Here is a 25,315-nt window from a genome sequence, read left to right as displayed (position 1 = left end):
CCTAGATGGCTCTTTTGTATATTTTGGATAAAAAAGGGTATTTTATTATGAAAGCTAGTCTATTTTTTCAAATTACATCATTAACTAGTAGTAAAGAGAGTAGAAAGGATAGAGCGATGTTTGGAGCAATTATACAGCAAATCGTATTAGGTATATCATTAGCTGCGCCAGTAGGGCCGATTAATATTGAAATGTTAAAACGAGGAATTGAACGTGGGTTTTGGCACGCTTGGGTTGTTGGAATTGGTGGAATGACTGCAGATGTTTTATTTATGCTTCTCATTTATTTCGGTTTATCTTCTGTGTTTATGTATACATATGTACAAGCCTTCATGTATTGCACGGGTTTTTTCTTGTTATTTTATTTAGGATTTCAAAGTGTAAAACAAGGAATTTTCGACTCGAATATGGAATATAAAAAAGAAGAGGTAGGTGGCCTTAAGCAATCGTTTATGGCAGGATTTTTAATTGCGATATCCAATCCATTAAATCTTGTTTTTTGGTTTGGTATATACGGAAGTACACTTAGCTCATTACTTACGAAGGTAACGAAACAAGAAGCTTTTTTGTACAGTCTTTGCATTATTGTTGGTATTATTTTATGGAATTTAAATATTGCTTTTTCTGTACATTTTGGAAGAACTTTATTAAAACCAAAAGCGCTTGGCTACATAACAGCCGGAGCAGGTATTATTTTAGTAGGTTACTCTATACATTTTGCATACAAAGCTTTACAGTTGTTCACATAAGATTGAAGGGGAGATTTTTATGTATCGAACCACTATTGACGGAAAAGAAATTATAATTACGTTAGCGCCAAAAATCCGAAAAGAAATTACTGATAGAAATCCACTATATGAAGCGGTATTTCATAATGCTGCAAGATTGTTACAAACAAAGCAACCGACGTTTGCAGTAAATCATGAAATATTTGGGCTCATTATTGGAGAAGTGCAAAGAGGAGAAGTAACAGTGTTTGCAGTGGAACATATTATTCCGAAGCAAAATATATTTGGACCAAACAATTTTTTCTCGACAATAGAACAGCAGGCAAATTTGTAAAGTGAATAGAATAAGAATAGAAAAGAAATAGTCGTAACGATATGTTGCGGCTGTTTTTTGGGAAAAGGGGGAAACAAGATGAAGAAAGTGGGGAAAGAGTTCTTTTTACAACATGATATCGTTATTATGTATAGCATTCTATTTGTTTTCATTATTATTTTAAAAATGCAATTTTTTACGTGGTTTGGCATGTTAGCATGTATGTTTGGGATTGTTTTCTATACACTTAATGAATATATGACACATCGTTTTTTATTCCATATAAAGCCACCTAAAAACACATTTCTATTAAAAATGTTAAGAAGATTGCATTATGATCACCACGTATATCCAGATGATTTAAAACTTTTGTTTTTACCTGTATGGTTTAGTATACCTAGTTTTACTATATATTTACTTATAGCATATGGTATTACAAAAAGTGTTACTATTACACTTTCATTTGGAATCGGAATGATTATTATGCTGCTCGTTTACGAATGGAAACATTATATTGCTCATAGACCGATTCGTCCCGTCACTAAGTTTGGAAGATGGCTAAAAAAACAACATATATTACACCATTATAAAAATGAAAAGTTTTGGTTTGGTGTTTCAAATCCAGTATTCGATTTTATATTTGGAACACTTAAAGACGGAAAAGATGTTGAGCTAAGCGAAACGGCTCGTAATTTAGAAAAGGAAAAAAAGACAAAAGTAGTGCGTTAAGCACTGCTTTTGTCTTAATGAGGATAAATAAGTAAAGTGTCACTTTATTTTGAAAAAGTATATTAAAAATTTAGGGGAAATTGCCGAAAAATGTCTATCAAAAAATCTTTGCATGAATGCATGGATTGTCTAAAATGAATATAAGTTTCTGAATATTTATAAAATTTAGTCTTTAGGTATGCAAGGGGGAAGTGTATTTCAAGTAAGAGAGGGGATCGGTTAATGAAACGAGACGATACGTCAGCACGTAAGTTGCAAAATGAGGTGAATTATACAGAGGTCGTTCAGTCGGAAGAATTTCAATTGTTATTAAATACGAAAAAGAAGTTTATCATTCCAATGAGTATTTTCTTTTTTAGTTTTTTTATCGCATTACCTATTCTAACATCGTATTCAAAGGTGCTTAATACACCTGCATTTGGAGACGTTACATGGGCGTGGGTATTTGCTTTTTCCCAATTTATCATGACATGGGCACTATGTATGATTTACAGCAAAAAAGCAGAATCATTTGATGAAATCTCCCGAAAAATTCTGCAAGATATGAAAAAAGGGAGGGGCTGAACTTGAATACTACTGCATTTGCACTATTTTTAATTATTGTTCTTGGTACGCTCGTCATAACCTATTTTGCATCGAAAAAAACGAAAAATGCGAGTGAATTTTATACGGCTGGAGGGGGATTAACTGGTTGGCAAAATGGTCTGGCCATTGCTGGAGATTACATGTCTGCTGCTTCATTTCTCGGTATAGCTGGAGCAATCGCATTAACTGGGTTTGATGGATTCTTTTATAGTATCGGTTTTTTAGTTGCTTATTTAGTTGTACTATATCTTGTTGCAGAACCGCTTAGAAATTTAGGAAAGTACACTTTGGCGGATATGATTGCAGCACGCTTTGATGCGAAAAAAGTTCGCGGAGTTGCAGCTCTTAATACGATGACGATTTCTATCTTTTATATGATTGCACAATTAGTTGGCGCGGGTGCACTTATTAAGTTATTATTAGGGATTGAATATACGACATCTGTATTAATCGTTGGAACACTTATGACGGTGTATGTTATTTTTGGTGGTATGACAGCAACGAGCTGGGTACAAATTGTAAAGGCTGTATTACTTATGGCTGGTACGTTTATTATTTCTGTTATCGTTTTCGCAAAATTCAACTTCAGCGTGACTGAAATGTTCGCTCAAATGAAAACAGCTACCCCTTTAAAAGATTCATTTTTAAATCCAGGTGTAAAGTATAAGGATGGTCTTGATACACTGTCTTTAAATTTAGGACTAGTACTTGGTACAGCTGGATTACCACATATACTTGTCCGCTTTTTTACAGTACGTGATGCAAAAACTGCACGTCAATCTGTCGTATATGCGACGTGGTTAATTGGTGCATTTTATATTATGACGATTTTCTTAGGATTTGGTGCGGCAGCGTTTGTAGGAAATGAAGCGATTATTAAAGCGAACCCAGCTGGTAATATGGCGGCACCTTTATTAGCCAAAGCGTTAGGTGGAGACTTCTTATTTGCTTTCGTATCAGCAATTGCTTTTGCAACGATTTTGGCTGTAGTGGCAGGTCTTGTATTAACAGCAGCATCAGCATTCGCTCATGATTTTTATAATGAAATCATTCGCAGAGGGAAATCAACGGAAAAAGAGCAAGTATCTATGGCTCGTTATGCATCTATTGGAGTAGCGATACTATCTATCATACTTGCATTATTTGCCCAAACATTAAACGTAGCATTTTTAGTATCATTAGCATTTGCAGTTGCAGCGAGTGCAAATCTACCAGTGATTTTATTTACAATATATTGGAAGCGTTTTAATACAACGGGCGCTATTTCTGGTATGATTGTGGGTCTCGTATCAGCTATTGTTCTCGTAGCGTTGAGTCCGAATGTTTGGAACCCTGTAGCTGGAAAAGCTATTTTTGTTGGGGAAGCGATATTTCCATATACGACACCAGGAATCATTTCAATTCCGCTCGGATTTCTTGCAGCATATTTAGGAACTGTTTTATCTAGTAAGAAAGAAGATGCAGCGAAATTTGATGAAATTCTCGTAAAATCTAATACTGGTCACGGTATTAGTGATGTGTCTTCACATTAAATAAAAGAGGAGCTTTTCGATAGATAAGAAAAGCTCTTTTTTCTTTTGTCATTTTCTTGTAAATATTACTGATTTGTAAGTAGGATTTGTCTTAATTTTGTGGAATGAAAATAGCAGGGAGAAATTTAAGTCATCATGGCACCAGCGCAGCTTTTGTGAAAAATAAGTTGTTATGGAAGGTGGAAGTAATGATGAAAACGAAGCAAACTGATGAATTATTAGCAAAAGATGAGCAATATGTTTGGCACGGAATGCGTCCCTTTAGTCCAAATAGTACAATGGTAGGGGCAAAAGCTGAAGGGTGCTGGGTTGAAGATATACAAGGAAAAAGATATTTAGATGGTATGAGTGGCCTTTGGTGTGTCAATAGTGGATATGGAAGAAAGGAGCTCGCAGAAGCGGCTTATAAGCAATTACAAACATTATCATACTTTCCAATGTCACAATCCCATGAGCCAGCTATAAAGCTTGCTGAAAAGTTAAATGAGTGGCTTGGGGGAGAGTATGTTATTTTCTTCTCAAATAGTGGTTCAGAAGCGAACGAAACAGCTTTTAAAATAGCAAGACAATACTATGCTCAAAAAGGTGAACCACATCGTTATAAATTTATGTCACGTTATCGTGGGTATCATGGGAATACAATGGCGACAATGGCAGCGACGGGACAAGCGCAGCGTAGATATCAATATGAACCGTTTGCTTCAGGTTTTTTACACGTAACACCACCGGATTGTTACCGTATGCCTGGGATTGAAGGGCAGCATATTTATGATGTAGAATGTGTGAAAGAAGTCGATCGTGTTATGACGTGGGAATTAAGTGAAACAATTGCCGCTTTTATTATGGAACCAATTATTACAGGCGGGGGCATATTAATGCCACCACAAGACTATATGAAAGCTGTTCATGAGACGTGTCAAAAACACGGTGCCTTGCTTATTAGTGATGAAGTAATTTGCGGTTTCGGTCGTACAGGAAAAGCATTTGGGTTTATGAATTATGATGTGAAGCCAGATATTATTACAATGGCAAAGGGTATTACGAGCGCATATTTACCATTATCTGCAACAGCTGTGAAAAAAGAAATATATGAGGCTTTTAAAGGTAAAGGAGAATATGAATTCTTCCGCCATATTAATACATTTGGTGGAAATCCAGCAGCTTGTGCATTAGCACTTAAAAACTTAGAGATTATGGAAAATGAAAATTTAATCGAGCGATCTGCGCAAATGGGTTCCCTTTTATTAGAGCAACTAAAAGATGAAATTGGAGAACATCCGCTTGTTGGGAATATTAGAGGAAAAGGCCTATTAGTTGGAATTGAATTAGTAAATGATAAAGAGACGAAAGAGCCAATTGATAACGACAAAATTGCAAGTGTTGTAAATGCTTGTAAAGAAAAGGGCTTAATTATAGGACGCAATGGTATGACAACAGCAGGGTATAATAACGTTTTAACATTAGCACCGCCGCTTATTATTTCAAGTGAAGAAATTGCCTTTGTTGTTGGAACGTTGAAGACGGCGATGGAACGTATTTAATAAATAGAGAGAGGAGCGAGCTTTAATATAAGGCTCGCTTTTGTTTAGTAGGAGGGGACTTTTAATGGATAAATATGATCCGAGCAAACATTATCACATCGGATATTATGAAGACGGATATGATTTAGAAGTGACGGCGTACAAAAGAATAAATGAACCAGTTTGGGATGCTTATCTTCCGCACTATGAGGCAGACGATTTTTATAAGAAAGTGGAGGAAATGAAACTGGGTGAATATATAGATGATTATGGTATTAAGGTGTATTCATTTAGTGATGATATCAATGATGAAGAAGCACGAACTATTTTTGAAAAATGGTTAAAAAAGAACGAGATTGTTTAAAGATAAAACAAAAAGGAGATTGCTATCTTATAAAATAGCAATCTCCTTTTATTATAGTAAACTTATTTACTTGCTTTCATTGCTTTATCTTTTGCACCAAAAGTGTATTTTAACATTGGTGGTGTAATCATTGTAGTTAAAATAACGACAATAACGATTGCTGTAAAGTAATCTTGTGCCAATAGACCTGAAGAAAGTCCTGTTCCTGCAATGATAAGTGCAACTTCACCACGAGAAACCATTCCAGCACCGATAATTGCAGAAGACTTAGTGTCAAATCCAGTCATTCGTGCACCGAATCCACAGCCGATTAATTTCGTTAATACAGCGATAACAGTTAATGCTAAGATGAACCAAATTTGATTGCCGATACCGTCAAATGTAATATTCATACCGATACTAACGAAGAATACTGGAACGAACATAGCGTAAGCAATTGGTTCTACTTTCTTTTCTACTTCATGTTTGTAGTTTGTTTGAGAAATTGCAATACCAGCAGCGAAAGCACCGATAATACCAGCAATTCCTAATAATTCGCCGAAATATGCGAATGAGAAACAGATGATAAGGGCCGCGCTCACGATAGACTCAGATACGCGCAGTGGTGATAACCAGCGCATAATCGCAGGAACACCTTTCCATCCGATTAAAATAATAGAAGCGAAGAATACCACTTTCTTCAAGATAACCATTGTTAAGTTAACATCATCAGTACCTAAGAAGCTCATTGCAAATGCTAATAAAATAACGACAAGAATGTCATCAAATACAGCTGCGCCTAGCATAGTTGTACTTTCACGTGTTTTCATCTTTCCTAAATCGCGAAGTGTTTGAACGGAAATACTAACACTTGTCGCACATAAAAGTAATCCTAAGAATACAGCGTTTCCTTGTTCCATTCCCATAATAAGGCCGGAAACGTAACCACCTACGAATGGAAGAATGATACCTCCGAGTGCAACTGCTAAAGAAGAATTACGATTTGCGTTTAATTCTTCTAAGTCTGTTTCAAGTCCAGCCATAAACATTAAGAGAATAACCCCGACATTACTTAATTGAGTTAGAAGCTCTGAATTTTCAATCCAACCTAATACAGCTGGACCGATAACGATACCGACAATTAATTTACCTAGTACAGAAGGTTGACCTAATCTAACACTAAGATCACCAGCAAGCTTTGTACTTAATAAAATAAGTGCAATTTGAAAGAAAAATTCGAATTCCATCTGATCCTCTCCTCGTCATTTTTAATTTTATCATACGATTTCTCGGAATTTGCCTAATGAAAATATGTAAAACCCATTAAACAAAAGGGTCTGATTACAAGTTCTTTTGAACTTGTAATTTGAACCTGTAATTAATATATAATAGATTTTATAAAAAATCAATGAAAAAATGGGAGCTTTTTGAGGAAGAAGCTGTCTTATTGGGATATAGGTGTAAGAGTAGTGTGTGAATTTTATATGTATAAAATAGTATGAAGTCCTTTTCCATTACAAATAATAAAGTCTACATACTATTTCACGAACTATAACTGTGAAAGGGAGGATTTATAATTTGAAGGCATTAAAAAATAACTTGTCTATTGTTGCTTTAGGTGGAGTAAATGAAATAGGAAAAAATATGTATGCTATCCAATATGAAAATGATATTGTCGTCATTGATTGTGGATCTAAATTTCCAGATGAAAGTTTATTAGGGATTGATTTAATAATTCCAGACGTCACATATTTGCAAGAAAATAAAGAAAAAATTCGCGGTTTAATAGTAACGCACGGGCATGAGGACCATATTGGCGGAATACCATATTTTTTAAAACAACTAAATGTACCAATCTATGCAACAAAGTTAACGTTAGGTTTAATTGAAATTAAATTAAAGGAACACAATCTTCAAAATGATACGGAATTAATCGTTATTCATTCAGAATCAGAAATTGATTGTGGTTCTATTAAGGCAACTTTTTTTAAAACGAACCACAGTATTCCGGATTGTCTCGGTATTGTTTTTCATACACCAGAAGGTACTGTAGTACATACAGGTGATTTTAAATTTGATTTAACACCAGTAAATAATCAACATCCTGATATTCATAAAATGGCTAAAATAGGAAGTGAAGGTGTACTAGCTTTATTATCTGAAAGCACAAATGCAGAACGCCCAGGTTTTACTCCATCAGAAAGGTCAGTAGGAGAACGGATAGAGGAAATATTTATGAAAGCAAATAGAAAAGTAATTATTTCTACGTTTGCTTCTAATGTGAATCGTGTTCAGCAAATAGTTGAAGCATGTATAAAAACAAATCGAAAACTAGCTTTGCTAGGGAGAAGTATGGTAAATGTAGTAGAGGTTGCTCTAGAGAAAGGTTATTTACATATTCCAGAAGGTATGTTGATTGAAGCAAATGAGGTAAATCGTTTAGATCCAAAGCAGGTTGCAATACTTTGTACAGGAAGTCAAGGAGAACCAATGGCAGCTTTAGCGCGTTTAGCTAGTGGAAACTATAGACAAGTGGATATTTTACCAGAAGATACGGTTATTATAGCCGCGACACCTATCCCAGGAAATGAACGTAACGTTTCTCGAATTATCGATAATTTATTTGCATTAGGAGCAAAGGTGATTTACGGATCAGGTAGTTCTACTGGAGTGCATGTATCCGGTCATGCATATCAAGAAGAGTTGAAGTTAATGCTTACATTAATGAAGCCAAAATATTTTATTCCAATTCATGGAGAGTTTAGAATGCTACATCACCATAGTTTGTTAGCAGAATCAATTGGTATTGAAAAGGAAAATATCTTTATTGTACGTAATGGAGATGTTGTAGATATAAGTAATGAAGTGGCAATTCAATCTAGAAGAATACAGGCAGGAAATATATATGTAGATGGATTAGGAATTGGAGATGTTGGAAATGCATTATTACGTGATCGTAAACAACTTTCAGAAGATGGAATGCTCGTTATAGTTATTACTTTTAATAAAGTGGATGGAGAAATAATTTCAGGTCCAGATATTATTTCTCGTGGATTTGTCTATGTCCGTGATTCAGAAGAATTTCTAAGAGAATTAAATAAATTAGCTGTTATTACGATTAATAATTTAAAGAAAGAGAATGTGAATAGCTGGGGTATTTTGAAAAGGGAGGTAAGAGAAGCATTAGGGAAGTATATATATACAAATACAAAACGAAAGCCGATGATTCTTCCTATAATAATAGAGGTTTAATAGTAAAAAAGAATTCTCGTATGGGAATTCTTTTTTGTTTTGAAGAGAAAATGAACATATAATGAAATAAATAGAAATGGAAGGAAATAAAAGATGTTATTAAATAAACGTTTTACAATTGGAGAAATGGCGAAAATGCATAATATCGCAGAATCTACATTAAGGTATTATGATGAAAAAGGAATTTTTCATCCGTCCATTGTGGATCCTCAAACGAATTATCGTTATTATACAATCGATCAATTTTCACTGTTAGATACGATTAAATTTTTACGCCAGTTAAATATTCCGTTAAAGGAAATTAAGAAATATATTGATGAAAGAAATCCAGCATACGCACTCAATTTACTGGAAAAACAACAAGAGATGATGCTGAAGAAACAAAGAGAAATTGAGTATGCTTTGGCGAAAATGGAGCATAGAATTCATTTAATTAAGAAAGCAACAAAAGCAAAAGCTGAACAAATGGTAATTAAAGAGATTCCGCAGCGAAAAATAACAGCTATTGCGGTTGCCCCGAATACGACGGATGATATGTTTGAGTACTACATTCATTCGTTGCAAAAAAATATGAGGCAAATGGATGATAGTCTATTTTCAGGAGATATAGGTGTGACAATTTCCAAAAAAGCATTAATGCAAAAGGAGTTTCAAGCATATAGCAGCGTATTTATTCTTTTGGATTATATGCCGTATGAAGTGCATACTTCAGATGAAATTAAAGAAGGTTTATATGCTTGTTCTTATCATCATGGACCGTATGAAGAAACAGATGCAACGTACAAGGAGTTACTTACATACATTGATAAAGAAGGTTACGAAGTACATGGAGATTCGATTGAGATTGGATTGATTGATTGGTCTGTAACAGAAAATCCAGAGGAGCAAGTAACAGAAATTCAAATTCCTGTAGTAAAAAAATAAGATGAAAACCTTTGAATTGATTACAAATTTACATTCATTAATATAATTCAGTTACCTATTTTTTAATTCTCTCTTGACCTTCAAGTTACTTGAAGGTTTAAACTGTGAACAGAGAGTTGAAAAAGGAGCATAATAGTATGGAAGCAACAGAAAAATTAAGAGAAAAACCAATTAAAAGTTTATTTATTTCATATTTAATACCAGCCGTTCTTGGAATGGTATTAATGTCAGTGAATATTGTAATTGACGCGGTCATGATTAGTAGAGGAGTTGGGGCGAACGGTTTAGCAGGAGTAAACGTGGCTATTCCAGCGTTTTCGATTTTCTTCTCTATTTCATTATGGATTGGAATGGGCGGGGCAACGTTATATTCCATTGCATTAGGTGAAAATAAACGAGAAAGAGCAAGGTCTATTTTTACTCAATCCATGACGGTAGCAGTTGTTATCGTAGGGATTTTAGCAGCGATTTGCTTATGGAGAATAGAAGATTTAGCATATTTATTTGGTGCAAATGAAGTGATTCTACCATATGCGTTAGACTATTTACACGTATTATTAACATTTGGAATGATATACGTTTTAGAAAATATTTTAAGTACATTCATACGAAATGATGGAAATCCTAATTTAGCAATGGCTGGTCTTGTTGTAACAGCTGTATTAAATATAGTGTTTGACTATATCTTTATTTTTATCTTTGGATGGGGCGTTACAGGTGCTGCTTCAGCGACTATTCTTTCGGCAGCGGTTGGTTTCCTTGTATTACTAACGCACTTCTTTAGAAAAAGTAGTATTTTAAAGTGGACGAAATTTCATTTTGAATGGGATACTGTCAAACAAATTATGGTGATTGGTTTCCCAAGTTTTACAGCAGAAAGTACGGTTGCAATCGTAACGATTGGTTTTAATATCGCATTTGTCCAATATGCAGGAGAAGTAGGAGTAGCTTCCTATGCGATGGTGAATAGTATTCATGCAATGACATTACTATTATTCTTTGGTGTTGGAGCAGCATTACAGCCAATTGCTAGTTTTCATTACGGGGCAAATTTATCAGAGAGACTTCGTGAAGGACTGAAGTTTGCTGTGAAAATTGCAGTTGTCCTCGGAGGCATTGCGATAATTGTCGGATTATTCTTCGGGAAATATATCATTGGTTTATTTGATGTTCAATCTCCAGAATTATTGGAGTTAACCTTAACAGGTATTAGCTTATTCTTTATCCAATACGTATTTTTAGGTTATAACATTGTGTATGGAGAGTATTTCCAATCAGTACGACAAACGAAGAAATCAGTACTTATTATAATGAGCCGAGGATTACTATTTATTATTCCATTGTTATGGATTATGCCGAAATTATTTGGTATAAATGGAATTTGGCTCGTTATGCCAGTTGCTGAAGTAATGACAGCAATTATCGTATTTACGATGAATCGCATGAAACATCCTGTGCCATTAAATATGGCAGGAGAGAAAGAAGCGATATGATGAAGAAAATCCCCTTAAGCAATTAAGGGGATTTTTTATTCCTTTAAACTAATCGCAAAAGATCCATCCGTTTCTTGAACAGAAGCAAAGGCAACGTTTTTAATATTTGTAATTCCTTTTTCTTTTAATTCTTTATATAACCATTTTTCATCTTTATGTATTAACTTTAAGTTATCGTATTGAATTTGTGAATCGACGATAAGTGCAATTGGTAATCCAGCATACTTAACTTCTATGTTTAAATCTTTTGGAGTTAATGGTACAAGTTCTCTTTTTGGTAAAATACTAATAGCGCCGTTCGCTTCTAAAATAGCGTATTCAATTTCATGAACACTTGGATATCCTGCAACGCGAAGATTAGAAAGCAGTTCTGCAATGGGGTATCTACTTTTTTGTAAGTTCTCAAAAATAATATCACCATGTTTAATTAAAATGATAGGGTGTCCGAGAATAAAACGATTTAGTTTGTTGAATAGGCTTAATTTTGTAAGGAGTAAATGTAAACATGTGATAATAACCATACCGAGAAATGCTTGTAAAGCACCAGAGACGGGTATGGCTTGGAAAGCTAAATAAGATAAAAAGATTATAGCCCCAAAATCATGAGGAGTTAGTTGTGCTAACGCGGATTTACCGAGTAACTTAAGCGATAGTAAAAATAAGATGAAAAAGAACGACACGTTACATAAAAAGAGAAGCAATAGAGACACTCCTTCGTGTAAAGTTGTACTTACTATTCCCGAAAGTAATATAAATATTACCTTTCAGAGGATAAATTAGGGTTTATTGGAATCTGTCTGTATACAAACAAATAAATGGATATTATCATGAAGGAAGTAAAAGAAAATAGGAGTATATGAATATGAGAAAGAAGAAAATAATGAAGGGCATTTTAGTTGTTATAATGATTTGCGCCGTGTATGCGGGGTTTTTACAATATCACATTTATAAGCATGGGCATATGAATGCAACCTACGATGCTGATTACATAATTGTACTAGGATCGAAAGTAAATGGGACGAAACCATCTTATTCATTGCAATATCGTATTGATAAAGCAGCTGAATATTTAAAATCACATGAGAAAACAATCGCTATCGTATCTGGAGGACAAGGAAAAGGTGAAGACATTTCAGAAGCATTAGCAATGAAACAAGGACTAATAAAACAAAATATCGCAGAAGACCGCATTATAATGGAGGACAAATCTACGAGTACAGATGAGAATATTACATTCTCAAAACCGTTAATTCCAGCCGATATGAAAAAAGGTATGATCGTAACAAACGATTTTCACATGTTTAGAGCGAAAAAAATAGCGGCCAAACAAGGTTTACAATTAGAAGGTCTTCCGGCAAAAACACCGAAACCAATCATCATTCCATCGAATATACGAGAATATTTAGCAATTACACAGTATTGGTTTATGAATCGAATATAGTGAAAGTGATCCCGTCTGAAACTTCAGGCGGGATTTAGTTTGAGGAAAATCTTACAAATATGTCACGTTCGTGAAAGGTAAAGCGATAGTTTCTAGAATGATTTCCTGACATAATGAAGGTAACAAAAACTATTTAGAGGTGAATCGGATGAAAGGAAATAATATTTTATCTTCGTTATGTTACTTTAGTATCTTTTTTGCACCATTTTTACTACCAATTATCGTGTACTTTGTTGCAGAAGATGAAGTGAAGTATCACGCGAAAAAAGCATTTTGGTCACATGTTTTCCCATACGCAATCTTATTTGGAGGACTAGCAATATCAGGCATGTACGGTTTAGGTTTCAATCAATCTGACGGTGCTGGAATTGGAATGGCTATCACATATGCAGTGTTCATTCTTGTAGGAATTTACTACTTCATTTGGAATATCGTAAAAGGTATTAAAGTCTTGAAAACGGCGTAATAAGATAAGTATAATTTCATTTACCGTATCGATAAACGTTTTAAAAAAGAGTAATTCAAAAAGAATTGCTCTTTTTGTGCTTATAAGTTGTGAAAATTGAAAAAGATATGTTAATTTTTCATTATGAAGAGAAAAAAGGAGTGATTTTCATGAATGAGATCATACATAAGATGGAGCAACATGTTTCAGTTCGTAAATATAAAGAAGAATCAATTCCAAAAGATGTAGTAGAAAAGATGGTGCACGCTGCGCAACATGCAGCTTCATCACATTTTGTACAGGCGTATTCTGTTATATATGTAACAGATCAGGAATTAAAGGCTAAACTAGCAGAGCTATCCGGAAATCGTCATGTGAAGGACTGTGCAGCATTTTTTGTTTGTTGTGCAGATTTAAAACGACTTGAAATTGCATGTGAAAAACATAGTACAGAGATAAAGCATGAGGGAGTAGAAGACTTTATCGTTGCGACGGTAGATGCTTCACTTTTTGCGCAAAACTTAGCACTAGCAGCAGAATCGTTAGGATACGGTATTTGTTATATTGGTGGTATTCGTAATAATCCGAGAGAAGTGAGTGAACTGCTTCATTTACCTGATAAAGTATATCCTGTATTCGGAATGACAGTCGGCGTACCAGATGAAGATCATGGAGTGAAACCACGTTTACCAGTAGCAGCAATCCTTCATGAAAATGGATATGATGAACAAAAATATGATGAATTACTAAACGAATATGATGAAACGATGAACGCGTATTATAAAGAAAGATCATCAAACAAGAAAAACGTAACATGGACGGAATCAATGAGTTCGTTTATGTCTAAAGAAAAAAGAATGCATATGAAAGAGTTTTTAAGTGAAAAAGGATTAAATAAGAAGTGAGTAAAGAGGCAAACCTGTGATGCAGGTTTGCCTTTTTGAGAAGGAGAAATACCTAAGGCCAGAAAGTTGTTTATTCTTTCTGAACTTAGGTATTTTGTTTGTTATCATGTACATAGAAATAAAAATTAATAATTTTTTACAAAAGTGATAGAAAATGAGGATGAAATGCCAATAGTAAGTAAAAGCGGCATAATAGCCGCTTTTTATCGTTTTATTTAGTATTTGATTTGAAATATTTTCCTTATGAAAGAAAGATTATTGCTAATTGTAAACTGTTAATAAAGTTATTTAAGTTTTGATATGGAATACCCCGCCGGAAAATACAGTAATAATTTCGTTTGAACATATCTGTTATGGCACAATCTAAAGCATCTTCTATAACAAGTTCAAACTTTCAATAAGAAGATAACCCCCTGTACAACTTAAAAGAATATACGTAAATATTTTAAAAATCCGTTGATTAAGCCATTTAAAAATAATTTGACCTATAAACAAACCTAAAAATACAATTGGAATGGCATAAAAACTTGATTCCCAAATGGTTTTGTTTGTGCCAGTAAAGAGTATTTGAGTTACTAGACTAATGAAATATATAAACAGATAAAAAGCTAATGTAGTTGCTCTTAACTTCTCTTTTTCAGTATTAGTTCCTGTAAAATAAAGTAACAGGGGAGGACCTGGCATACCGATACTTGTCGTTAAAAGACCAGATAATCCGCCAACTATGAAATCTCTAGATTGTGTTGATCTAACCTTAACGTTGCATATTAGCAACAATGTTAATAGTAAGAGTAGGATGCTAACTGCTAATTTAAAAGTGTTTATGTTAACGGAAATGAAAATTAAAATGCCAAAAGGAACACCAACTATACTTCCAAAAATAAACCTTTTCAGTAGAACAAAATCAACGTCCATTCTTATTTTCCAAATGAGTGAAATGGAGATAATTAAAGATAAAATAATATTTATTTGTATAGCTTCTTGTGGTAGAAATAACATAAGTAAGAAAGGGGTTGCCATTATGGAAAAGCCAAAACCTGTACTTGCTTGCAAAATAGAAGCCACTAATATAATACATATGAAAATGAATGTGATACCCAAAACAGCCCTCCTATTTAATCAAGTTTAACTAGTTAAAGTCTATTATTTAAGTGCAATATTTCACAAACTCATTTGTATTTTAACATAAATATCTAGTTTTTTCTCAAATAGTATTGCCATATAAGGCTCTTTAACTAAAAAATCCGACTTACATTTTGAAACAATTTTATTATGGGGAAACAAATAATGAATGGGATCAAAATGTATTGATTATCATTAAATTATTCACTGAGATCCCCACGATAAAACAAGAACAGCCATATAAAACTTACAACAGCATGTAGCTAATAAACTGCCAATCATTTGAGGAGAAAGAATTTCTAACAGCCCTTCTGCAAAAAGCATCGATAACTGAATAAGAGATCCGTAAATAGAATAATGGAATGAAAAAACTTTACCTATCATATTTTCGTGTGTGTAAGTTTGAAGTAATGTCGTATCAAGTGGAACGATGATTCCTCCTGCTATACGCATACAGAATAAAGTAATGATACCGATAATAAGTTGATCGGATAGAATGAATCCGAGAAAGAAAATTCCTTGTAATAAGTAGGCCCAACCGAATACTTTTTTCATTTTTTCTTTATTATGGGATATATAAAGATTAACGAGAAGGCTTCCTATCATAAGCCCAGCCCCTTGAACCGTATATAAAATCCCAATGTTCGTATGGAAAATTTTTTCGGCATAGATCGTTAGAAGTAGTTGATAAGCGCCTCCAATAATGCCCCATGAAATGCCGACAAGAATTAATGTTAAAATGATTTTTGTTTGTAATATGCATGTATAACCATCTTTTATATCAGTGAAAAATGTTTCTTATTCCATAGTAAACAATATGTTGCTAGTTGAAATCGCAAATAAGAGGGATATAAATTCATACGAAAGTATGAAAAAAAACAGCTCATATTTGAGCTGTTTTTCTATAGTTTTTAGTTCATTTTTCAAGGATAGGATATATTAATATCCGTATCCGCCGCCACCCCAACAGCTACATCCGATGATGATTAGAAGGATGAATAGTACGATAAGCAAAGCAAATCCACCGCCGAAACCAGCGCAACTTCCACCATAACTCATATGTTTTCCTCCTTTTTAGTAAGTTAATCTATATGGTTCATGGACTACTATATACAGTATGTTTTTTGTATAGAAAACGAGCCAGTCTCATTTATAATTAGACAAATGCCTGTAGATTCATTAGGATTGTATGTTAGTGATTTGTAAATAAACCTTTACGTGATTCGTAATTTAGGCATAGAAAAATAAAAAATTGTAAAAAAAACCATTTTTTTATTTTTTTATGAGAGAATATGTACTATAATTTTACAAGTAATATTATGGGAAAAGGGAGTTTTAGTATAGAGATGGAGATGGGACAATTACAAAATAAAATAGAAAACAAAAAGAAAGAGTTAATTCAACTTGTTGCGAGACACGGATTGGATCATGATAAAGTTTTGTTATTTAGTCGTGATTTAGATATACTAATTAATAAGTTTATGAATATAAAAGACAAAGTGCATAAATGAAATTTATAGTTTTTTATATTAAGATGTTTCACAGGAAGGAGAGGAAAGTAATTGGAACATTTACAGGAAGAATTGTATAAACAAATAAAAGAAGAAAAAGGTACAGTTACAATTTTCTTAAAGAGTGGTGTTAGAATAGTAGGAGAAGTTGTTGGAGTAGATAAATTTACAGTTTTAATTTTAGTGGATGGAAAACAACAGCTTATTTATAAGCAGGCTATATCAACAATAATGAAATAAGACACTCTTGTTGAGTGTCTTATTTCATTATTGCTTGCATGCCTCAACATCAATGCCGGCAGCAATTAACTTCTTTTCTCCATCTTGTTCAATAATTTTTTGTAATTTAGATAGGAAAGAATCAAAGTTTGTATGCTTTGCTACTTGGAATGTCATTTTATGTTCAATTGGTAGCCACGTATCAATATCAGCTTCGTTATGCTGGATTTTCACCTCAAGTTTATCGAGTGCATTAGCAACTTTTGCTTCGTACGTTTCTTTCGCTTCAAACTCTATCCATAAGTCATATAATTCCTCACCGAGAGAACCTGTTAATGTTTGTTTAATATTTGAAATAGCTTCTAGTTCATTTTTTTGTTTTTGTAGCTGTAATTCATGACTATTCATTGTATCAAATGCAGGGATATCACCAGCTTCGGCTTCGACTAGGTCGTGAATAATAACCATTTTAAGTAATTTCTCAATATTTACTTTTTGATCCAAATAAGGTTCAACTAAAATGGCCATTAGAGACATACGCCATGTATGTTCGGCAACACTTTCTTGACGTCCGTTGGAAAGCCAGCTATGTCGCATTTCATATTTTAGTTTTTCTGCTAATGCAATGACTTGTAAAATGTTGTGTTCCATCGTGATCCTCCTCATTTATTCATACCATAATTCTAATATAGAAATGAAATGTGTCAATTTCATGAGTATATTGCGATAAACAGATGATAAGCGTATAATACATGTTATATGTGAAAACGTATTATTAAAATAAAAAAATGTTATATAAAAATGGAAAGGAAAGGGCAGAAATATGGGAGAGAAAAATCAAGTATTAGCTAGACCACAAAGAAGAAAAAGGAAGTTTGATATTTCTAGCCCAGTGGGCATTATAGTAGGTTTCATTATAGTGATAGCGGCAATTATGCTTGGCGGCGGTGGAATAAAAGCTTTCAAAAACTTTTTAGATGTTTCATCTATTTTAATTGTCATAGGGGGAACAACAGCGACAATTGTTGTGGCATATCGATTTGGAGAAATAAAAAAATATACGAAAAGCATTTTTACTGTTTTACATAGAAGAGAAGAAGATTTAGAACAGTTAACGGATTTGTTTGTCGATTTTTCGAAAAAGTCTAAAAAGCACGGCTTGCTTTCTTTAGAGGTAGATGGAGAGCAAGTGGATAATCCTTTTATTCAAAAAGGAATTCGATTAATGTTAAGCGGTTACGATGAAGATGAATTAAAAGAAGTGTTATTGAAAGATATTGAAACGGAAGTGTATGAGTTAAGAAAAGGAGCAGCATTATTAGATAAAATTGGTGATTTTGCTCCAGCTTGGGGCATGATAGGGACTTTAATTGGTCTTATCATTATGCTCCAAAACTTACAAGATACATCGCAAATTGGTACAGGGATGGCAGTTGCGATGTTAACGACATTATATGGGTCTGTACTTGCGAATATGATTGCAATCCCTCTTGCGGAAAAAGTATATCGTGGTATTGAAGATTTATATACAGAGAAGAAGTTTGTAATAGAAGCAATTTCAGAATTGTATCGTGGACAAATCCCTTCTAAATTAAAGTTGAAACTGGATACATACGTATACGAAACAAAGGTAAAAAAGGTAAAAGGAGCAGCCTAATATTTCAAGGAGTGGTATGATGAGTAAAGGACCGCAAAAGGGATCGCCTCGTTGGATGACGACTTTTACAGATTTAACGATGTTATTATTAACTTTCTTTGTATTACTAGTTGCTACATCAAAGCAAGATGCAGTAAAATTGTCAAAGATGCTTGAAAAGTTTAGTGATACGGGGCAAGTAGATGCAAAAGTAATGGAAAATACAATACCAGATATTTCACATGAAAAAAATGATGAAAAAATGATCTCAAAAAAGAGAATGGATGAATTATATAAGAAGTTAAAAGCGTATGTAGATAATAACGGTATTAGTCAAGTGAATGTATATCGGGAGGATACAGGGGTAAGCGTCGTTATAGTAGATAATTTAATATTTGATACAGGCGATGCAAACGTTAAGCCCGAAGCGAAAGGGATAATAAGTCAATTAGTTGGATTTTTTCAATCCGTACCTAACCCAATTGTTGTAGAGGGACATACAGATAGTAGACCTATTCATAACGAGAAATTCCCTTCTAATTGGGAGTTATCTTCAGCACGAGCGGCAAATATGATTCACCATTTAATTGAAGTGTATAATGTGGATGATAAAAGGCTAGCTGCGGTAGGATATGCAGACACAAAGCCAATTGTACCAAATGATTCACCGCAAAACTGGGAAAAAAACCGTCGCGTTGTTATTTATATAAAAGAGTAGTATATTATTATTTTAATAATAAAATAATAAAAATACGAAAATTCTTTTAAAAAAATATTAAATTTTATCATTTTATTTTGTATAATGAGTGAGAATGATAAGGTGAAATATTAAGATATATTTATACATAGAAGGAGAGAATTAAAAAGAATGGCACATAAAATTTTAGTAGTAGACGATGCGATGTTTATGCGAACGATGATTAAAAACTTATTAAAAAGTAATGCTGACTTTGAAGTTATCGGCGAAGCAGAGAATGGGGTAGAAGCGATTCAAAAGTATAAAGAACTTCAACCTGATATTGTAACATTAGATATTACTATGCCAGAAATGGACGGGCTTGAAGCATTAAAAGAAATTATTAAAATTGATTCAAGTGCAAAGGTTGTTATTTGTTCTGCAATGGGACAACAAGGTATGGTATTAGATGCAATTAAGGGTGGGGCAAAAGACTTTATTGTAAAGCCATTCCAAGCCGATCGTGTAATTGAAGCTTTAACAAAAGTAGCAAATAGTTAATATAGAAGGGGTGCCACAAGGAATCAAAACAGTGATAGCAGATCGACGTGTGGCCCCCTTTTTTCTCATTGTAAAACACTAAATTGTTATACATAAATGAAATGTTTGTTAGACAGGTAGGGGATAAAAATGCAAACAGATCTATTAAATATATTTTTCGAAGAGTCAGAAGAACATTTACAGTCGCTAAATGAAAATGTGCTAGTGTTAGAGCAAAATCCTGCTGATATGGATGTTGTGGGAGAAATATTCCGCTCCGCTCATACATTCAAAGGTATGTCTGCGAGTATGGAATTTACGGAGATGGCTGATTTAACGCATAAGATGGAAAATGTGTTAGATGAAATTCGTCATGGAAATATAGTTGTAAATGCGGATATTATTGATGTGATTTTTGAGTGCATTGATAATTTGGAGAAGATGGTTGCAGATGTGCAACAAGGTGGAATGGGCAATATTGATGTAGCCTCAACTAAACAGAAATTAGAAGCGTTATTGAACGGCAATGTAGAAACTCCTACGGAACATATAGAGCAAAATCATATAGACAACGATGATGCAGTTTCGCATGAAGTGCATATAACAGTTGAACAGCAAGCGATTTTAAAAGCAGTACGTGCCATTATGTGTATTGAAGCATTGCAAAATGTAGGGAATATACAAAAAACAGCTCCGAGTATTGAAGAAATTGAAGCAGATGCTTTCGGATTTGAATTTACAGTATTTATGGATACGGATTGTAGTATAGAAGAATTGAAACAAGTAGTACTTCATGTTTCTGAAATTGAGAAAGTGGAAGTAAAGCAAGGAGAACCTATATCGAAGGAAGTAGCTTCTAAAAAAGTCGTTACACAAGAAGTTGTGCAAGTAGAAGAAAAGCTACAACCAGCTGTGGCTACGCAGGTAGAATCACCAATAGAGGCAACGAATCAACCTTCAAGTGCTATGCCAGCTAAAAGTACTACAAAAACGAAAAATGCTAAAGTGGAGAATCGTTCAATTCGTGTTCAATTAGAGAAAATCGAAAGATTAATGAATATGTTTGAAGAAAGTGTAATTGAACGTGGGCGCATTGATGAATTGGCTCAAACGATTCAAAACAAGGAGCTAATTGAACATTTAAATCGATTAGGCGATATTTCAAAAGATATTCAAAATGTACTATTAAATATGCGTATGGTGCCGATTGAAACTGTGTTCAATCGTTTCCCGCGTATGGTACGTATGTTAGCGAAAGATTTAGGGAAAAAAATCGATTTACAAATTACAGGTGAAGATACTGAAGTAGATAAAATTGTTATTGATGAAATCGGTGATCCGCTCGTTCATTTAATTCGAAATGCAATCGATCACGGTGTTGAAACTGTTGAAAAACGACGTGATGCAGGTAAAAATGAGACAGGTACGATTAAATTAGAAGCCTTTCATAGTGGAAATCATGTCGTTATTCAAATTACGGATGATGGAAACGGTATTAATAAAGGGAAAGTATTAGAAAAAGCGATTAAAAATGGCGTTGTAACTGAAGCAGATGCGAATAGATTAACAGATCGTGAAGTGTTTGATCTTATTTTCCAACCAGGATTTAGTACAGCTGAAGTTGTATCAGATCTTTCTGGACGCGGTGTCGGATTAGATGTTGTAAAACATACGATTCATAGTTTAGGTGGACATTTAATTATTGATTCTGAGGAAGGAAAGGGAAGTACATTTAGAATTGAACTTCCATTAACGTTGTCTATTATTCAATCTATGCTTGTTCAAACGAATGATAAGCGTTATGCTTTACCTCTTGGAAATATCGTTGAAGCAATTCGAATTAAGAGAGAAGACATCCAATCCTTACAAGGGAAAGATGTGTTAAATTATCGTAATCAAATTATTGAAGTGAAACATTTAAGTACTGTATTTGGTGAAAAAACAGTAGATGAGGCGTTTGCGTCATATGATGGTCAAATGGTTCCTGTGTTAATTGTTCGTAATACACATCGCAGCTATGGACTTATTGTAAACACAATTATCGGTCAAAGAGAAATAGTCTTAAAGTCATTAGGTGACTTCTTTGCAGAGAGTTCTAACTATTTCTCTGGTGCGACGATTCTCGGTGATGGACGAGTGGTCCTCATTTTAAACCCAGAAGGTTTATAATAGGAATGAAGGAAAGCTCCCCACTTGTATACAATTGGGGAGCTTTTTGGCTAATTGCTACGAATCTAATAATGGGATACATAGTAACGTTTTATACTAATGAGTTTGCTAAAATAAAATAAGAGTTTATATTATTTGATAGAAAAACAGAAATGAGGAGGCAGGGAAAATGCCTGAGCAACACACAAAAGGGGATACGAGCACGATTGTGCTAGAAAAAGAAAATGAGCATTTAACGCCTCAAGAATGCGATATTCTTGGCGAAATTGCAAATATATCATTTGGTTCAGCTTCGACTGTATTATCAACAATTTTAAATAGGCAAGTAAGCATTACTGCTCCTCGCATAGAGTTGGTAGATTTATATGATTCAAGAGATGTCGAAGTTCCACATGTTGTATTAAACATTCATTTTACAAAAGGATTAGATATGGAAAACCTTCTTGTCCTTAAGCAAGATGTTGCATTGTCCATTGCTGATTTAATGATGATGGGAACAGGTGAAATCGAGGACGGAAAAGAACTTGGTGAATTAGAGCTAAGTGCTGTACAAGAAGCGATGAATCAAATGATGGGATTCGCAGCTACATCTATGTCGGAATTCTTCCAAGATACAGTAGATATGTCTCCGCCGACGATTAAAGTTGTAAAGTTATCAGAAGAAATGGAGAAAATCTCTGAAATTGATGGGAATCATACGATTGTTAAAGTGTCTTTTGATTTAAAGATAGATAATCTTGTAAACTCTAAACTTGTACAAATTGTTTCAGTTGAGCATGCGAAACAAATGGTAAATAAATTAATGCAATTATCTGGTGGAGTAGAAGAAACAGACGAACCAGCAGAAGTAGTGGAAACTGAGATTGTAGAAGAAGTTGAAAAAGAGCATTTAACACAAGAAGAGAAAGATGTGCTTGGTGAAATTGCAAATATTTCAATTGGCTCCGCTTCAACAGTATTGTCAACGCTTTTAAATCAGCCAGTTACAATTAGTACACCAAATGTGGAAGCAATCAATGTTCGTCATTATGATGGAGTACCAGTGCCATTTGTTATTTTAAATGTTGACTTTGTTGAAGGGCTAAAGAATGAGAATGTATTCGTATTTACGAAAGATGTTGCCTTAACAATGGTAGATTTAATGATGATGGGAACAGGGGAAGTTGATCCGGAAAAAGAGCTTACTGAATTAGAACTGAGCGGTATTAAAGAAATTATGAACCAAATGATGGGTCATGCTGCTACGGCGATGTCAGAAATGTTTCAAGAAAAAATGGACATGACGCCGCCAAATGTTAAATTTGTAACGTTAAAAGAAGAAATGGAATATTTGGGAGAGTCAATGGAAGTGGACGAACTCGTTCAAATTACGTTCAATCTTGAAATTGGTGATCTGCTTCAATCGAAGATGTATCAAATTTTGCCAATTTCTGAAGCGAAAGAAATGGTAAGGCGACTTCTGTATCCGATGGTGGAAGAAGAAGAGATTGCCACAGAAGAAATTGAAGAAGAAAAAATTGTAGAACCAGTTGTGCAACCTATTGAATTTAAAGAAGTAAAACAAATGGAACCAGTATATATGGACACGTCCATTCTACAAAATGTAGAAATGAACGTGAAATTTGTATTTGGAAGTACAGTGAAAACGATTCAAGATATATTAAGTTTACAAGAAAATGAAGCAGTTGTGCTAGATGAGGATATTGATGAACCAATTCGTATTTATGTAAATGATGTATTAGTGGCGTATGGTGAACTTGTAAATGTAGATGGATTTTTCGGAGTAAAAGTGACGAAATCACTATAAGGCATTGAAATAGGAGTTTGAACTAGTAGATGAAAAACGTAAAGTTTTTTCTAATGAGCTGGCTAAGCATACATGTATGCTTGTTCTTCCCCTTGCAAAGTCAGGCTGAGGAACAAATTGAGTCAGATCAAAAAATAAATGAAGTGAATGTACAAGAAGAAAATAAGGAATCTCAAGAATCGTCAGAGCAAGTGGAAACGAAGCAAGATGAAGAGAAACAAAAAGAAGCAGAACAACAAGAAGTAGTAAATAAACAATTGAATGAAAGAAAGATAGAAACAGAACAGGGAATTATTACAGTAAATAAGCCGGAGCTTAAAGTTGGCGAAGAGGTGCGAATTGCTGTAGAACCAAATGGGAAAAACATTCAAAGTATGAAAGGTATATTGCAGTTACAAAAAAATGGGGAGCAATATGCGCAAGAAAGAATGTTATCTTTTGAGTATGATGAAGAAACGAAGAGCTGGGTTGCTAACTATAAAGCAGGGGATTTTGATTTGCAAGGTGATTGGAATCTTCAGCTCGTTCAAAGTTACAAAGAGAATGAGAAAGAAGAGCTCATAAAAAATGAAGTGAAAGTCCCGCTCATTCGTATTAAAAATGAAACGCCAACTATAGATAAAGAATTGCCAAAGTTACAGAAAGTTACTATTGATGAAGTAAAAGAGAACTTAGTTGAACGAAAACAGGGAGATTCTATACATATACGAGTAAAAGCATCAGATATAGAATCGGTTGTAAAAGAAGTGCGCGTTACATTAAAAGGGAAAGAAAATAAAGAGCTTTCGTTTTTATTAGACTACAACAAGCATGATATGGATTGGCAAAAAGTATTTGAAATAACAGAAGCATTGCCGGCTGGGCCATACGAATTACTTGTAGAGATAATAGATGCAGCAGGTAATAAACTTGTTGAGGAAAGTGAATATACCATTTCTGTTTTGGTGCCAAAAAATGAAGATGATAAAAAGATAGAAGAGAAAGAAGATAAATTAGATAATAAACTAGAAAATGAATTAGAAGATAAGAAAGAAAATGAGAAGCAAGAAGATTCCAAAGTCAAAAACCCGGTTCCAGAAGAAAATTTGCCAGTTGTTCAAATTCCGAAGCGAGATGAGAAAGTAAATAAGTTTATAAAAGAACCGTTGGAAGAGAAAGAGGAATTTACTTACGTTATAAAAGAGCCGTTCGAAGACAACAAGGAAGTACATAAGGGGAAGGACCAAAAAGAGAAAAATAACAAACAAGTTGCCTCTAAAAAGAAAGAACAAAAAGAAGAACCGAAAGACAAGAAAGAAGAAAAAGGTGAACAGGGAGTGCAAGCTTCTGATGTGTTTACTATCATGTCAGGTTTATTCGTACTGTTTTTAGTTTTAAAGAGTAATAAAGAATGGGGCTAATTATTTCATAGTAGTGGAGGCGCTT

At 33.9% G+C, this 25,315-nt stretch carries 26 protein-coding genes and 1 pseudogene; 21 read left to right on the top strand and 6 right to left on the bottom strand.

The features are described 5' to 3' along the window. The first annotated feature begins 5 nt into the window (after positions 1-5). The 7 genes from HMAS_RS16145 (at position 6) to HMAS_RS16115 (ending at position 5,771) form a co-directional block, all read left to right on the top strand. Positions 6-749, top strand: coding sequence for a LysE family transporter (locus HMAS_RS16145; RefSeq protein WP_001196841.1), 744 nt, complete (start codon positions 6-8; stop codon positions 747-749). Between the two features lie 19 nt (positions 750-768). Further along, positions 769-1,062 carry a hypothetical protein gene (locus HMAS_RS16140; protein WP_000286361.1) on the top strand — a complete coding sequence of 98 codons (294 nt, stop codon included), beginning with the start codon at positions 769-771 and terminating at the stop codon, positions 1,060-1,062. Between the two features lie 78 nt (positions 1,063-1,140). Next, on the top strand, positions 1,141-1,770 hold the full coding sequence (locus HMAS_RS16135) for a sterol desaturase family protein (protein ID WP_000755401.1): 630 nt from the start codon (positions 1,141-1,143) through the stop codon (positions 1,768-1,770). A 222-nt stretch (positions 1,771-1,992) separates the two neighbouring features. Next, entirely contained in the window at positions 1,993-2,334 is a 342-nt protein-coding gene (locus HMAS_RS16130) for a DUF485 domain-containing protein (protein WP_025709227.1), read from the top strand. Positions 2,335-2,336: 2 nt separating this feature from the next. Continuing rightward, positions 2,337-3,887 carry a solute symporter family protein gene (locus HMAS_RS16125; RefSeq protein ID WP_001098243.1) on the top strand — a complete coding sequence of 517 codons (1,551 nt, stop codon included), beginning with the start codon at positions 2,337-2,339 and terminating at the stop codon, positions 3,885-3,887. 191 nt (positions 3,888-4,078) lie between these two features. Continuing rightward, entirely contained in the window at positions 4,079-5,428 is a 1,350-nt protein-coding gene (locus tag HMAS_RS16120) for an aspartate aminotransferase family protein (protein WP_000850964.1), read from the top strand. Between the two features lie 64 nt (positions 5,429-5,492). After that, positions 5,493-5,771, top strand: a complete 279-nt coding sequence (locus HMAS_RS16115; RefSeq protein WP_016122203.1) for a DUF3986 family protein — start codon at positions 5,493-5,495, stop codon at positions 5,769-5,771. 62 nt (positions 5,772-5,833) lie between these two features. On the opposite strand, the gene HMAS_RS16110 is transcribed toward HMAS_RS16115, so the two are convergent. Then, entirely contained in the window at positions 5,834-6,997 is a 1,164-nt protein-coding gene (locus tag HMAS_RS16110; RefSeq protein WP_088859447.1) for a cation:proton antiporter, read from the bottom strand. A 331-nt stretch (positions 6,998-7,328) separates the two neighbouring features. Between HMAS_RS16110 and HMAS_RS16105 the strand changes: the two genes are divergently transcribed. From HMAS_RS16105 to HMAS_RS16095, 3 genes are all read left to right on the top strand, one after another. Beyond that, complete coding sequence (locus HMAS_RS16105) at positions 7,329-9,002, top strand: ribonuclease J (protein ID WP_000645618.1); 1,674 nt, start codon at positions 7,329-7,331, stop codon at positions 9,000-9,002. A gap of 93 nt (positions 9,003-9,095) precedes the next feature. Further along, positions 9,096-9,926: a MerR family transcriptional regulator gene (locus HMAS_RS16100; protein ID WP_000925932.1), complete on the top strand. Its 831-nt coding sequence runs from the start codon at positions 9,096-9,098 to the stop codon at positions 9,924-9,926. A gap of 137 nt (positions 9,927-10,063) precedes the next feature. Continuing rightward, positions 10,064-11,419: an MATE family efflux transporter gene (locus HMAS_RS16095; RefSeq protein WP_000388393.1), complete on the top strand. Its 1,356-nt coding sequence runs from the start codon at positions 10,064-10,066 to the stop codon at positions 11,417-11,419. 35 nt (positions 11,420-11,454) lie between these two features. Here the strand turns inward: HMAS_RS16095 and HMAS_RS16090 are convergent, their stop codons facing one another. Next, the gene (locus HMAS_RS16090) at positions 11,455-12,120 is read right to left on the bottom strand and encodes a DUF421 domain-containing protein (RefSeq protein ID WP_025709222.1); all 666 of its coding nucleotides are present in this window, start codon (positions 12,118-12,120) and stop codon (positions 11,455-11,457) included. 161 nt (positions 12,121-12,281) lie between these two features. Between HMAS_RS16090 and HMAS_RS16085 the strand changes: the two genes are divergently transcribed. From HMAS_RS16085 to nfsA, 3 genes are all read left to right on the top strand, one after another. Further along, entirely contained in the window at positions 12,282-12,860 is a 579-nt protein-coding gene (locus HMAS_RS16085; protein ID WP_025709221.1) for a YdcF family protein, read from the top strand. A 148-nt stretch (positions 12,861-13,008) separates the two neighbouring features. After that, positions 13,009-13,326 (top strand): DUF4870 domain-containing protein, encoded by a 318-nt coding sequence (locus HMAS_RS16080; RefSeq protein WP_025709220.1) that lies wholly within the window; start codon positions 13,009-13,011, stop codon positions 13,324-13,326. Positions 13,327-13,475: 149 nt separating this feature from the next. Next, a complete protein-coding gene (gene nfsA / locus HMAS_RS16075; RefSeq protein WP_025709219.1) occupies positions 13,476-14,210 on the top strand; it encodes an oxygen-insensitive NADPH nitroreductase in 735 nt (244 codons plus the stop codon). Positions 14,211-14,585: 375 nt separating this feature from the next. Here nfsA and HMAS_RS16070 read toward each other — a convergent pair whose 3' ends face one another. From HMAS_RS16070 to HMAS_RS16060, 3 genes and pseudogenes are all read right to left on the bottom strand, one after another. Next, positions 14,586-15,311 (bottom strand): sulfite exporter TauE/SafE family protein, encoded by a 726-nt coding sequence (locus tag HMAS_RS16070; RefSeq protein WP_000513085.1) that lies wholly within the window; start codon positions 15,309-15,311, stop codon positions 14,586-14,588. Between the two features lie 221 nt (positions 15,312-15,532). Continuing rightward, a pseudogene (locus HMAS_RS16065) lies at positions 15,533-16,130 on the bottom strand (MFS transporter); the annotation flags it as partial. 141 nt (positions 16,131-16,271) lie between these two features. Further along, a complete protein-coding gene (locus HMAS_RS16060) occupies positions 16,272-16,391 on the bottom strand; it encodes a YjcZ family sporulation protein (RefSeq protein WP_000120179.1) in 120 nt (39 codons plus the stop codon). Positions 16,392-16,624: 233 nt separating this feature from the next. Between HMAS_RS16060 and HMAS_RS16055 the strand changes: the two genes are divergently transcribed. After that, positions 16,625-16,843, top strand: a complete 219-nt coding sequence (locus HMAS_RS16055; protein WP_000291691.1) for an aspartyl-phosphate phosphatase Spo0E family protein — start codon at positions 16,625-16,627, stop codon at positions 16,841-16,843. A gap of 51 nt (positions 16,844-16,894) precedes the next feature. Beyond that, positions 16,895-17,083, top strand: coding sequence for an RNA chaperone Hfq (gene hfq / locus HMAS_RS16050; protein WP_000400665.1), 189 nt, complete (start codon positions 16,895-16,897; stop codon positions 17,081-17,083). Between the two features lie 27 nt (positions 17,084-17,110). Here hfq and HMAS_RS16045 read toward each other — a convergent pair whose 3' ends face one another. Beyond that, a complete protein-coding gene (locus HMAS_RS16045; protein ID WP_000400771.1) occupies positions 17,111-17,713 on the bottom strand; it encodes an HD domain-containing protein in 603 nt (200 codons plus the stop codon). A 172-nt stretch (positions 17,714-17,885) separates the two neighbouring features. On the opposite strand from HMAS_RS16045, the gene HMAS_RS16040 reads away from it, so the two are divergent. From HMAS_RS16040 to HMAS_RS16015, 6 genes are all read left to right on the top strand, one after another. Next, positions 17,886-18,719: a flagellar motor protein MotP gene (locus HMAS_RS16040; protein WP_000504191.1), complete on the top strand. Its 834-nt coding sequence runs from the start codon at positions 17,886-17,888 to the stop codon at positions 18,717-18,719. Between the two features lie 19 nt (positions 18,720-18,738). Continuing rightward, complete coding sequence (locus HMAS_RS16035; RefSeq protein WP_000033627.1) at positions 18,739-19,416, top strand: OmpA family protein; 678 nt, start codon at positions 18,739-18,741, stop codon at positions 19,414-19,416. Between the two features lie 150 nt (positions 19,417-19,566). Beyond that, positions 19,567-19,935 carry a response regulator gene (locus HMAS_RS16030; protein ID WP_000940565.1) on the top strand — a complete coding sequence of 123 codons (369 nt, stop codon included), beginning with the start codon at positions 19,567-19,569 and terminating at the stop codon, positions 19,933-19,935. A 129-nt stretch (positions 19,936-20,064) separates the two neighbouring features. Continuing rightward, positions 20,065-22,083, top strand: a complete 2,019-nt coding sequence (locus HMAS_RS16025) for a chemotaxis protein CheA (protein ID WP_001192608.1) — start codon at positions 20,065-20,067, stop codon at positions 22,081-22,083. Between the two features lie 169 nt (positions 22,084-22,252). Then, positions 22,253-23,890, top strand: a complete 1,638-nt coding sequence (locus HMAS_RS16020) for a flagellar motor switch protein (protein WP_025709212.1) — start codon at positions 22,253-22,255, stop codon at positions 23,888-23,890. Between the two features lie 29 nt (positions 23,891-23,919). Next, positions 23,920-25,290 (top strand): hypothetical protein, encoded by a 1,371-nt coding sequence (locus HMAS_RS16015; RefSeq protein WP_025709210.1) that lies wholly within the window; start codon positions 23,920-23,922, stop codon positions 25,288-25,290. The last annotated feature ends 25 nt before the right edge of the window (positions 25,291-25,315 follow it).

It is taken from the genome of Bacillus sp. HMA207, from assembly GCF_003402455.1.
GTDB lineage: Bacteria > Bacillota > Bacilli > Bacillales > Bacillaceae_G > Bacillus_A > Bacillus_A cereus.
Note: the sequence above shows the minus strand (reverse complement) of the source record. Positions and strands in the feature narration are given on the sequence as shown.